Below are 12,511 nucleotides of genomic sequence, written 5' to 3' on the forward strand. Positions count from 1 at the left end.
CGTTAGAAGAACCCCATGCCAATAATCACGACATCCCCTGGATGAACAGAGTGCGTTAAATCGACATTCTCAAGCAGCTGATTGCTACCCGACAGACGAATGTTGATATCTTGACGGTCCGCACGGTCTGTAAACCCACCCGCCTGCGCAATAGATTTCTCGACGGTAAGCCCTGGCTCATAGGCGAAGCCATTTGGACTTTTCACCTCGCCTGAAACATAGTATTTGCGGAACTCGGCAATGCTCACCGTCACCATCGGAGTGGTAAAATAATCTCCGGTCAGGCGTTGAGTTAATTCTTTTGTCACTTGATCAACGGTTTTATCTTGTAATTTAAGAGCACCAACAAACGGGAAATTAATTTCCCCACTCTTATCCAAAATAAACCGCATCGTCATATCGGGTTGACCATGAACAGCGATATTGACCGTATCCCCCGCCCCAAGTCGGTAATCCTGCTGAACAGTAGCAGGATCGTCCATTAATCGCGGGCTGGACGTTGTGCATCCGACCAACAGGATACTGAAAAGCAAAACCGCGCACAGTTCTATTATTTTCATTTTAGATCTGAACCTTAGCTTTAAGCATAATCATAGAATTATCATAACCCAACGTTCTAATAACTTCCTGATTGTCGTTGGGACCGATATAAAACGAGTCAGTATCCCTATTCGAATTTAATGTATCTATCTGATATTTAATCTCAAAATTAACCGACGGCGTATAGTCATAGCTCATGGTTACGCTAAACACACCATCTTTATCATGTCGATCCTTGTTCTGTTTTTTATAGTCTTCCGAAGTGAATGAGTAGTCCAATAAAGTAGAAAAACGAGTGCCTAACCAGAAATGCTGGTAAGAAAGGCCATACTGGGTCACTAAAATATATCCCCCAACTTCCGATGGGTCTTTAATGCTTTGCGCAGAGTGGGCCGTGAAAACTGATTGTTGTAATGGCTTCCACTCCGCTTTTATGTCCCAGTTTAGACCATTAAAATCATGCGAGTTTGCGTTGTTTTCAAATGTTTTATACAGCCATGAAATATTCATGTCGACATTGGTTTTCCCCGTCAACTGCGACTTCAGGCCATACAGCAAATAGTACTCATTAGTGTCTTTTTCTGAGTTGTTATCATAGCGACGCTGGTTAGTAATAAAACTATAGCGAAAGCGCGTTCTGGATGTGTACTGGTCAAAAATTTCTGCCACCAAGCTATTTTCGTGCCATTCCTGTTCCTGAATATAATTGTAGAAGTCTTCACTGCTGTCCCGTACATCAGACGTGTTGCCGAAAGTGAGTTTTTTATACAACAACGCCAGTTCCGCTTTCCCACGCCCATCAGGTGCGCCGTAACTGTAACGCAATTCACTGTTGATAAAATTCGTCGTCAGTGGAGATGTAATCCCATACTGCTCGAATTGGCCAGGGAGAAAACCCTCGGTAATACCGCGACCACGGGATTCATGCCCAAGCGTATCCTCCAGATTGAGGGTTAGACCATGCTTGAGCCCGTACCGCCAGGCACCGTTAAAACGGAAAAAATGATCGTTATAGTTATCAGCGGAATCACTGGAGTAGTTACGATAATCTCCGGAATACATCAGTAAATACTTATCCTGACCGCGCTCTCCGATCATACTCAGTACAGGCGCTGCGCTCTGAAACGAGGAACCAATAGCATCGCTGCTATGTGGCTGATAAGAAACGTTATCATTATAACCATAATCCACAGCGACCTTGCCCTGGAAGTCGATTCCCGCAAAGCCAATGTGTGATTTCGGGGTTAAATCAGCCCATGCAGGCTGCGATATCACGATTCCGGTAATCACTATCAATTTAGTATGCATTCTTACCGACAAATCCTTTGAAAATAGTTTTAATGATGATTTTTATATCCAGCCATAACGACCAGTTTTGAATGTACTCAATATCGTACTGAACCCGTTTTTCCATCTTATAAAGCGCATCGATTTCCCCGCGGAAACCGTTGATCTGTGCAAGTCCAGTGATCCCAGGCTTCACTTTATGGCGGATCATGTAATTTTCGACCTGTTTGCGGTACTGCTCATTATGCGTTACCGCATGAGGTCTGGGACCGACAATCGACATACTTCCCTGCAAAACGTTAATAAATTGCGGAAGTTCATCCAGCGAAGTGCGGCGTAAAAAGCTCCCGAATTTGGTTACCCGCGGATCGTTTTTCGTGGCCTGAATAACCGTATCGGAATTCTCCATGACGCGCATAGAACGAAACTTCCAGACCTTAATTTTTTGCCCGCTAAGACCATAGCGGTCCTGTTTGAAAAACACCGGACCGCGGGACGTGAGTTTGATACCAATGGCAATAGCCAGCATCAGCGAGGAAATCATCACCATAATGATGCTGCCAAGAACCAGATCTTCCGCCCGCTTAATAAACGACCCCGCCCCTTCAAACGGTGAACTGAAGATACCGATAGTTTGCAGGTTGTGGATGGAGCGTAACTTGGACATGTTGTTACTATAGGTATAAAAGTCAGGGACAATATAGGTATCTACGGTGGTGTCAGACATCATCGCTAAAAAATGACGAATTCGGTGTAAAGCAACCATCGGTAAAGCGATGTAGATTTCGTCTATATTTCCCTGCCTGGCTTCCTCAACTAAATTGCTCACCGAGCCGCGAAAGGGACTTTTTATTTTCTCCACCACATCGCCGCAACGGGATGGACTGCGCTCATCATAAAATGCCAGGTCTAATTTGATATTGGCATATTCAGTGGTCAATGCGTTTTCCGCCGCCAGACCGTTCTCAGTAAGCCCAATCACAGCAACGCGAATATTTTTCCTGGCGGTGTATTTGAAAAGAAAAAAGCGGATATAGTATAGAAAAGGTAATGGAATGAAGTACCAGTAAATAATGGCTGAATAAAACGGTGAAGGCAGTCTGTCTAAGTAGCCGAGTGATTCAGGCTCAGCCACCGTCATACTGACCAGTTCGTTAAAAAAAATCGCCAGCAGCGTACAAAAAACCAAGCGTTTTTGATTACGCAAACCGATCGTCTTAATCTTTTGCTGGTACATTTTAATGTATTCAGCAAACAGTAAGAAAAAGATCGAGAAGAGAAGACTCAAAATCGCAATGGTGTTAAAGGGCACCAAACCCAGCAGATGGGCGCTAAAAATTAACACCACATTGATAACAATGAAATCGACCAGTTTTAAAAAGACTGGATATCCTTGGCTGCTAATCTTTAGCGATTTTTTAAGCATATCTCAGCCCATTATTTATTGATCTTTAATTGTTTTTTTCTCATTTCATGTTGCTAATTATATCACAAGCTTAAAAAACACAAGGGTAGATTGTCAGCAAATGTAAAAAGAAAGATGATAAGTTGTGACAAGCACCTCACAAGATATCAGCATCAATATGATTTTATTGACTATTAAAATCAAGCTCGATTTATTTTCCACATTAGAAAATATAATTACCTGCAACAAAAATCGCATTGACAGATAACAGTTCATGAACTAATAGCAAGTGCAATTGTATGATGAATACCCGGGTCACTTACTGGGGTAGGCTCATCGGGAGCCTCTCACTTGCCGCCTTCCCACAACGAGAAATCCGTAGCATATATAAGCGTATATAATATCCTTTAGAAAAATAACACGGGAATATATTAACAAGAAAATGATTAGCAAGCTTATTGTGAGCGTGATGCTTACTGATTGGATCTTAGAATTATCGTCATTCTGATGTACAAAAATGAAGAACAATCAAATTCAGCACAAAAAATTTAGTTTAAATAATTGTAGCAACTTCGATGACTGAAGATGACCAACATGACTTTACAGGTATAAAAAACACACTGTAACTGTTCAACCCCAAAATGAATATCACATCTCGCTAATATCAACATTCTGCGAACTTATACATCTAACAACAGTAATTTCAACACAGATCAACCCGCTCATTCAAAACACCCAAAAAGAATAAATGACAACATTGATATTTTGTTAAATGTACCACAACGATAATCCCATACGTTATTTACAATCATGTATACACCGTGTTAAAAAACCTGAAAAGATTACTGAAACACCCTTTCATCACACATAAAAAATTATGTTTACTTATTTTTCGCAAATAAATAATATCCGCAGCGGATGACTTGTTGAGCAATTTACAAACGTTAATCGTTTCTTTTAAATGAAGTCCTGCATCATTTTTTGACATTGATGTACTCCGGCTGAATCTGCGCCTCTGACAAGTACTCTTCTGGGTAAATAATAAATTTAACGGAGTTATGATGAAGAAAATTACACTCACCTGCACCGCGCTGGTTGCTTTGTTTGCGGCTAATGTTGGCGCGGCAGGAAGTACTAATTACGCCACCACCGCGGGAGCAGGTTCTAAAGCCACCGCGACGGTCCATTTTACCGGTGAAATTGTTGCCAGCACCTGCGTAGTGAACACCGCCAATCCAACAAATACAAACGTCGTATTACCGCAAGTCACCAACCAGTTATTTGGCGGCGCAGGCTCTACCACCGGCGATACTCAGTTTACGTTGCAATTCACCAACTGCAGTGGGGCTACAGGAGGAAGCGGCTATGTGGTGGTATTTACTGATAAAACCCCTGGCAGTAACACAAAACTTCTGGAAGCGTTTCGTACAACAGTTGCTGCCACCGATGTCGGCATCGAAGTGGATCATGCCGGTAGCGCCCTCGATTTCTCCGCGGGTCAGAATGAAGTGTCATTGACACCGGACCAAAACGGCGATGCACATATTGATTTGGTCGCCAAATATCAGCAAATAGGCGCAACGCTGCCTGCGGCAGGCACAATTACTGCGGATATGAATTACACCGTCATTTATAAATAACGGACGTTGATTGCTATGGATGGCACTGTTCCCTGAATCTGGAAAGTGCACCTGATGAATAAAGTCTTCTTTTATCTGTTGCTATGCGTGGTTAGCACCGCACACAGCGCGATTAATTTGGGTCAAACACGCGTTATTTATAATGAGAACGATAAAGCAGCGATGTTTGACGTCAACAATAATACAGACAAGCCATATATGGTACAGACATGGCTGGATAAGGGTAATCCAGATGAGACGCCGGCCAATCTGCCAATGATAATTACCCCGCCGATCCTGAAACTCGACGGCCATAAATCCGCCGTGCTACGGGCTATTTACCAGGGCAACGGGCTTCCCCATGATGTTGAATCGGTATTGTGGATTAACGTGCAGGAAATCCCCACCATTGAAAACGAGGAAAATACCTTACAACTGGCGCAACGAATTCGCATCAAACTCTTTTATCGCCCTACGGGGTTGAATATGACGCTACCTGAAGCGGTCGAGAAATTACAGTGGCAATGTCACGGAAATACTCTGCGTGCCGTTAATCCGACACCGTTACATATTTCTCTGACGCAATTGCATATTAACGGCCAAAACGTTGAAGCCGATATGGTGAATCCTCATGGCGAACGCACGTTTACGCTGTCGCAGCAAAAAGTTAGCCACATAGATTTTAACTGGGTAGATGATTACGGCGGCACTAACGCGGTCAATAACGTCCCGATATCGTGTTATTAAGTCAGGGGTTGCAATGATGATAAAAAATAAGCAACCGCAACGGTTTAAGGAAAAGGTCTTTACGCTGTCAACGTTGGTCCTGTGTATGCCTGCTTACGCCAACAGTGCGCCACAATTTAATACCCGTTTTGTGCACGGTGCGCAAAATATTACCTCCGTGGTGCAAATCGCCCGTAATGATGGGCTTAGCGAAGGGACGTTTGAATACGATATTTATATTGATCATAGCTTCGTTGAGACGCGCAATGTTGCCTTCAAAAGACGTCAGCCAGAAGGCAAGCCACAACCCTGCCTAAGCGCTGACGATCTGCGCAGATACGGGATTAAAATCCCGGATGACCGCAGCGATACCTGCATTGAGCTCACAGCGCTGATAGCAAACAGCCGCCTGACGGCAGATGCAAACTACCAGCGTATTGATATTTCAGTGCCGGAAGCTTTTCTGCTCTCGACCACACACGATGCAGTCCCGGAGTCTGCCTATGACGATGGGGTTAATGCCGCTTTTGTCGGCTACAACGTCAATACCACCCGCCTGGCCGAACAGGGTCAGGATCATGACTCCGTTTTTGCCAGTTTTGCCAACGGCATCAACCTGGCGGGATGGCATTTCCGTAACCAGTCCACGTTCAGCTACGCCAGCGGTTCAGGCCGCCAGTGGCAGGCGGTTTCTACGTGGGTGGAGCGCAATATTGTTGCGCTACGTAGCCGCTTGCGCATCGGGCAAACCTACACGGATGACAATGTGTTCGACAGCATCCAGTTTACCGGGGCGCAGCTCACCAGCGATGAAAATATGTTGCCTGATAGCCAACGCGATTTTGCCCCGGTCGTTCGCGGCGTCGCCAACAGCAATGCCACAATCGAAATCCGGCAAAATGGCTACCTGATCTACAGTAAAAACGTCGCGCCGGGCGCGTTTGACATCGACGATATTAATCCCAGCAACCAGAGCGGCGATCTGGATGTTAGCGTTATTGAAGCCGATGGCAGCCGTCGCAATTTCAGCGTGCCTTATTCGGCGGTACCGAACATGCTGCGCGCAGGTAACAGCCGTTTTCAGTTTACGGCCGGGGAATACCGTGACGGTTACAGTGGCGGCTGGCGGCCCCGTTTTGTCCAGGGAACGTTGAGCTATGGCCTCAGCTCTGGAACCACGCTGTACGGCGGTTTACTGACGGCGGAAAGTTACAACGCGATTGCCACTGGGGTCGCTCAGGATCTGCATCAGTTCGGCGCGATCTCCTTTGATATCACCACCGCCCGAGCACAGCTTGCCAGCGGAGAAGCGTCCACGGGGCAAAGTTACCGTTTCCTGTATTCTAAATCGCTGAACCAGTACGGCACGGATTTTCGTCTGGTTGGCTACCGCTACAATACATCCGGCTATTACAGCTTTAGCGACACCATTAACGAGCATAACAGCTGGTCCTCGGGTTATTACGACATCGCCTATGACGACCCCAATCAGCAGTTGCGTTACCCTGGCGAGCAGCACAACAAAAAGCATTACTACACCAGTAACTACAATAATCGCCGCCAACGTTTTGAGGTTTCTGTTAATCAGCGTTTGTGGGATAACGCCTCGCTTTACGTCAGCGCCAGCCAGCAAAACTACTGGCACAACGGGAGTCACGACCGCACGATACAGCTGGGTTACAACGATACGCTGGGGAAAATCAACTGGAGCGTATACGTGCAGGACACCCGCAACCAGTACGACTACCAGGACCGCAGTATCAACCTGACGTTATCCATCCCATTTGATTTCATGGACAGCCACGGCTTTGTCTCTGCCAACGTGATGCATAGCCAGCAGAATGGCGACAGCTACTCCACCAGCTACAGCAACACCGCATTTGACGATCGTCTGAGCTGGGGCGTTCAAGGCAGTACCACCGATCGACAAGATTCCGCTGCCGGCGTTAACGCCGCCTGGCAAGGCGACAAGATGAACGTTCAGGGAGGCTATAGCGCCGGGCGCAACTACCAGAATATGAATATGGGCATCAGCGGCGGGGCGATGCTGCACGCAGGCGGCGTTACGCTTATGCACTCTCCGGGTGACACCATGGTGTTGGTCGAGGCTCAAAATGCCGACGGCGTCCATATCCAGCAACAAAACGGCGTGGCGATAGACGGTAACGGCTATGCGGTCCTGACTGCGGCAGATGCCTGGCATTACAACGTGGTGAGTCTGAATACCGCCGATATTGGCGCCGGTCTGGATATTCCCCAGGCACAGAAAAAAATTGTCCCGACAGAGAAAGCCATCGGCAAAGTCGTGTTTGAAACCTTCAGCGGGCGCAACTATCTGGTGAATGCCGTCATACCTGGCAACATAGCCCCGCCGGTTGGTGCGATCGTTCGGGATGCCAAAGGCCGCAATCACGGCCTGGTCGGTTTGCATGGCGCTCTGTATGCCAGCGGCGTGGAAGATAATTCGCGCCTGGAAGTGCGCTGGGGCTCACATACCAATGAACACTGCTTTATTCAAATGCCGGATAACCATCACCAGCCGGTGAAGAAAATCGGATATACACAAATTACTGCCCAGTGCGTCGGTTCGTAAGGTGCAATCAATGAATCCGTTAAAAATAGTTAAACTCGTGGTGCTGTTTTGTTTGCCGATCTTCAGTAGTACAAGCTATGCGGTTACCTGTACAGCAAACAGCGTCTCTGTACACGTTGATCCGATTAAAATTAGCCGCAGCACCGCCGCCGGAGACACCGTCTGGGTGTCCAATTCACAAACCGTTAGCGTCACCTGCAGCGACACGGACCATATGCCCCAGGGCGAAGCGGCCAGAATCTACATCGATCCCGACCATGAGTTTGCGCATTTTTTGCAGGGAACCAATATGAAACTGGTGGTGAGCATCGATGGTCGTTCTTACGATCAGAGCGCGCAGGCCGTCACCACGCAATATCAGGCAACGCTGCCCCGAACAGGTTCAAACGGCTACTGCAATAGTAACAGCCACAGAAATACCAGTGCCTGCCTGGCACTTCCGCAAACTTTCTCTTTCACCTTTAACCTCAGTCTGGTCGCCACCGGAAAGCTCCCGGATCCTTTGCCCGCACTGGCGGGTCGCACCATCAACAAAGTTTTCGTCGTCGACGGTATTGGCAGCATTAACTCTTGCAGTACGCATTGTTCCGCCAGCAATCCGGCAAAAAACTTTGGCCCCGCGCTGACCGGCCTGAATAACATCAGTTATATCAACTGCGAACCGATCGTCTTGATCGCCTCTGATAAGGGAACGGATACCGTCGAGTTTGGCAGGATCAGCATTACCGAAGCCAAAGCGGGCAAGGATAACAGCCACAGCAAACAGTTTGCCGTTATCGCTGCAGAAGCTGCCGGGAAGCATGAATGTCGCGGCATCAATTACGCGATAACCTTTACCGGCACCACGCACAACAGCGGCACGGTTTTTACCGGTCAGGGTACGCCGGATATCGGCGTTACACTTCAGGATGCTGCACGGCCCGGCGCCGGGGATATTATCAGCGGCAACCGCATCGATTTTACCAGCGGCGCGTTTAACAACCAGAGCGACAGTCGGCGCAAAGAGTTCATGGCGACCCTGTTCTGGCTGAAGAACCCTCCTCAACCAGGCGCATTTAGTATCCCGGTCAATGCGACAGTGACCTTTAAATAACGGGCGCAGGACGACACCGATCGTCCTGCCCTTCTCGCTCCAGACATAAAAACCGCATCCGTACGCTTAACCCGCCTAATGCTTCACTCCGGGATAGCTGTGGGTGCGTACGATGCAGGCGAGCAATGTCGTTGACCAGCGCCAGACCGATTCCTGCCCCAGGAATATTGCCGACGTTATCCAGACGATGAAACGGGAGCAGCGCCTGATGCACCATTTGTTCATCAATGCCCGGCCCGCTATCTTCGACTACCAGCACCACGGCCTCTCCTTCTCGCCGCAGTCGGGCAGTCACCACACCATACGGCGGCGTGTATTTCAGTGCGTTATCCAGCAGATTCCCGCACAGTTCCCCGAGCAAGACTTCGTCGCCCTCAACCCACACCGCGTCCTGATCCCCTTCATAGCCCAGATCGATCCCTTTACTACGCGCTTGCGCCAGTCGGGTAAAACAGCTGGTTTGCACCACCTCATACAGATTAACCGGCGAGAAATGCCTTTCCCCTTGCTCTTTGCGCTTCACCGCAGACAACTGCAACAGCCTTTCAGTCAGTTGAATGGTGTTATCCAGCGTGGTACTCATGGCTTGCAGACTCTCGTACCACTGCTGCGGCTGCTGACTGGCGAGAGCCACCGCCGCCTGAGTTTTCAGCACTGCCAACGGCGTTTTAAGCTGATGGGAAGCATCCGCGCTGAAGCGCTCCTGGCGAGAAATCAGGCCGCGAAGTCGGTCCAGATAGCGGTTAAACGCCACAATCAGTAGACGGGTTTCCGACCACGGCAGCAACTCCGGCAGCGGCGTCAGTAGCCCCGGCTCACGACGCACCATCAGCGATGACAGCTGGCGCATCGGGCGCAGCACCCGGCGCAGCAGCCAGCCAACCAGCACCAGAGTCAGTAGTACCAACAGCCCTTGCGAGACCCACGAGGAAAACAACAGCTGTCGCGCCAGATAACGCCGCGATTGCAGCGTTTCGGCAACATAAATCTCCGCCATGCCAACAATGCCACCTTCGTTGACAGGCTGCAGCAGACGCGCCACACGGATTGCCTCACCGCGATATTCAGTGTGATAAAACCATGCCAGCGCCGGATAAAGCCGCGTGCGCGAGGTAGCAGGCGGCATCGCCGGTAAATCGTCATAACCAGAGATAACCTTCCCCGCCGGATCAACCACTTTGTAATACAGTCGGTCGTTCATATTCAATTCAAAGCTGTCCAGCACCACCCATGGCACATTCACTTCTAACTGTTTATTGCGCACCACCAGCCGCTCGGAGACGGTCCTGGCGGATGAAAGCAGCGTGCGGTCATACGCCTGGGTCGCCGCCTGTAGCGCACTGACATAGCTGTTAAATGCTGACAGGCCCCACAGCAACATTAGCGGCAGGCCCAAAAACATCAGCAGTTGCAGGTATAACGATTGGGGTTTAACCCACTTCATCGCTACGCTCCAGCACATAGCCCAGACCACGCAACGTGGCGATGCGCACATCACTTCCCTGTAGCTTTTTGCGCAAACGATGGATATACAGCTCAATGCTTTCAGGACTGACCTCATCACTCAGGCTGAAGACCTGCTCAAACAACTGCTGGCGTGAAACCGGTCGCAACCGACGGTACATCAGCACCGTCAACAGCGCCTGTTCGCGCGGCGTGAGCGCCAACGGCTGCCCCTGCAAGAGAAAATAGCCTTCATCGTGAAACGCCAGTTCCCCCAGTTGCTGGATGCCTTGTACCTGCCCCGCGCTGCGCCGTAGCAAGGCCCGCAGCCGGGCATCCAGCTCCTCGATCTCAAACGGTTTTGCCAGATAGTCATCGGCTCCGACGTTCAACCCTTTCACCCTATCGGCCACCGCGCTACGCGCCGTCAGCAGCAGGACAGGAAGCGTCTGCCCGCGTTTGCGCAGCCGCTTAACGACTTCCAGGCCATCCAGCCCCGGCATATTGATATCCAGCACCGCCAACGCGTATGTTTCACTATGTAAAAGGTGATCGGCCGCCAGTCCATCAAAAGCGCAGTCAACGGCAAAACCGTTTTGCACCAGCGCTTTCTCCAGCCAGTGAGCTAACTCACGGTTATCTTCCGCTAATAAGAGACGCATATCACATCCTGTAAAGTTTCTGCCGCATTGAAAGGGAATTGAAAGGTTAATGTTTTAACAATCACGCAACCGAACTGCTACACATCGGCTCACATAATCACAAAAATCTTCTTCCGTACCCGAAAATCCGGTTTTCCGGCGTGAGGATAAACAATGAAAAAACAGTTACTTCGTACCCTTACTGCAAGCATTTTACTGATGAGCACCTCTGTACTGGCCGAACAAGCGCCATCGCGCACTGAATGTATCGCCCCTGCTAAACCCGGCGGTGGTTTCGATCTCACCTGTAAGTTGATTCAGGTGAGCATGATGGAAACCGGTGCTATCGAAAAACCGATGCGCGTGACCTACATGCCTGGCGGCGTTGGTGCCGTGGCCTATAACGCGATCGTCGCTCAACGCCCGGCTGAAGCGGGAACCGTGGTGGCCTTCTCCGGCGGCTCCCTGCTGAACCTGTCACAGGGCAAGTTTGGTCGCTACGGTGTGGATGATGTCCGCTGGCTGGCAAGTGTCGGCACCGACTACGGCATGATTGCCGTACGTCAGGATGCGCCATGGAAGACGCTGAAAGATCTGCTTACGGCAATGGAGAAAGACCCTAACAGCGTGGTCATTGGCGCAGGAGCTTCTATCGGTAGCCAGGACTGGATGAAATCGGCGCTACTGGCGCAAAAAGCCAATGTCGATCCGCACAAGATGCGCTATGTGGCTTTTGAAGGCGGTGGCGAACCGGTTACCGCATTGATGGGAAATCACGTGCAGGTAGTTTCCGGCGATCTCAGTGAGATGGTGCCCTACCTCAGCGGCGACAAAATCCGCGTGCTCGCGGTGTTCTCTGATGAACGCCTACCGGGCCAGTTAGCCAACGTGCCAACCGCCAAAGAGCAGGGTTATGACCTCGTGTGGCCTATCATTCGTGGCTTCTACGTTGGGCCAAAAGTCAGCGACGCCGAGTATCAGTGGTGGGTTGATGCCTTTAACAAACTCCAGCAGACCGATGAGTTTAAAAAACAACGCGATCTGCGCGGTCTGTTTGAGTTCAACATGAGCGGCAAACAGCTCGACGACTACGTGAAAAAACAGGTTACGGATTATCGTGAGCAGGCGAAAGCCTTCGGTCTGGCGAAGTAAACGCAGAGGCAA

10 protein-coding genes are annotated in these 12,511 nt (G+C 49.5%); 5 read left to right on the forward strand and 5 right to left on the reverse strand.

Features of this window, described 5'->3' with window-relative positions; all coding sequences use genetic code 11:
• Positions 1 to 2 precede the first annotated feature (2 nt).
• Genes OGV57_RS08175 through OGV57_RS08185 form a run of 3 tightly spaced genes read right to left on the reverse strand, consistent with a single transcriptional unit; the run spans position 3 to position 3,253 of the window.
• Positions 3 to 560, reverse strand: coding sequence for a polysaccharide biosynthesis/export family protein (locus OGV57_RS08175; RefSeq protein WP_003037180.1), 558 nt, complete (start codon positions 558 to 560; stop codon positions 3 to 5).
• Between the two features lies 1 nt (position 561).
• On the reverse strand, positions 562 to 1,848 hold the full coding sequence (locus tag OGV57_RS08180; RefSeq protein ID WP_003839728.1) for an outer membrane beta-barrel protein: 1,287 nt from the start codon (positions 1,846 to 1,848) through the stop codon (positions 562 to 564).
• On the reverse strand, positions 1,838 to 3,253 hold the full coding sequence (locus tag OGV57_RS08185) for an undecaprenyl-phosphate glucose phosphotransferase (RefSeq protein WP_003839727.1): 1,416 nt from the start codon (positions 3,251 to 3,253) through the stop codon (positions 1,838 to 1,840). Before OGV57_RS08185 ends, OGV57_RS08180 begins: the two co-directional genes overlap by 11 nt.
• A gap of 1,040 nt (positions 3,254 to 4,293) precedes the next feature.
• Here OGV57_RS08185 and OGV57_RS08190 point away from each other — a divergent pair.
• From OGV57_RS08190 to OGV57_RS08205, 4 genes are read left to right on the forward strand one after another with little or no spacing between them, the layout of a single operon-like run.
• The gene (locus OGV57_RS08190; RefSeq protein WP_003037185.1) at positions 4,294 to 4,872 is read left to right on the forward strand and encodes a fimbrial protein; all 579 of its coding nucleotides are present in this window, start codon (positions 4,294 to 4,296) and stop codon (positions 4,870 to 4,872) included.
• A gap of 54 nt (positions 4,873 to 4,926) precedes the next feature.
• Positions 4,927 to 5,598 carry a fimbrial biogenesis chaperone gene (locus OGV57_RS08195; RefSeq protein WP_054528713.1) on the forward strand — a complete coding sequence of 224 codons (672 nt, stop codon included), beginning with the start codon at positions 4,927 to 4,929 and terminating at the stop codon, positions 5,596 to 5,598.
• A 13-nt stretch (positions 5,599 to 5,611) separates the two neighbouring features.
• Positions 5,612 to 8,170, forward strand: a complete 2,559-nt coding sequence (locus tag OGV57_RS08200; RefSeq protein WP_054528714.1) for a fimbria/pilus outer membrane usher protein — start codon at positions 5,612 to 5,614, stop codon at positions 8,168 to 8,170.
• A gap of 10 nt (positions 8,171 to 8,180) precedes the next feature.
• Positions 8,181 to 9,263, forward strand: a complete 1,083-nt coding sequence (locus OGV57_RS08205; protein ID WP_048232650.1) for a fimbrial protein — start codon at positions 8,181 to 8,183, stop codon at positions 9,261 to 9,263.
• Here the strand turns inward: OGV57_RS08205 and OGV57_RS08210 are convergent.
• Together OGV57_RS08210 and tctD are read right to left on the reverse strand one after the other, a co-directional pair.
• A complete protein-coding gene (locus OGV57_RS08210) occupies positions 9,256 to 10,707 on the reverse strand; it encodes a sensor histidine kinase (RefSeq protein ID WP_003839719.1) in 1,452 nt (483 codons plus the stop codon). The two genes, OGV57_RS08205 and OGV57_RS08210, sit on opposite strands and share 8 nt — an antisense overlap.
• Positions 10,694 to 11,368: a transcriptional regulator TctD gene (gene tctD, locus OGV57_RS08215; RefSeq protein ID WP_054528715.1), complete on the reverse strand. Its 675-nt coding sequence runs from the start codon at positions 11,366 to 11,368 to the stop codon at positions 10,694 to 10,696. The genes OGV57_RS08210 and tctD overlap by 14 nt, the downstream gene beginning before the upstream one ends.
• Positions 11,369 to 11,521: 153 nt before the next feature.
• Between tctD and OGV57_RS08220 the strand changes: the two genes are divergently transcribed.
• Positions 11,522 to 12,499 (forward strand): Bug family tripartite tricarboxylate transporter substrate binding protein, encoded by a 978-nt coding sequence (locus OGV57_RS08220; RefSeq protein ID WP_003839716.1) that lies wholly within the window; start codon positions 11,522 to 11,524, stop codon positions 12,497 to 12,499.
• The last annotated feature ends 12 nt before the right edge of the window (positions 12,500 to 12,511 follow it).

The sequence above is a fragment of the Citrobacter sp. Cf087 genome (genome assembly GCF_030334285.1).
Lineage (GTDB): Bacteria > Pseudomonadota > Gammaproteobacteria > Enterobacterales > Enterobacteriaceae > Citrobacter > Citrobacter freundii.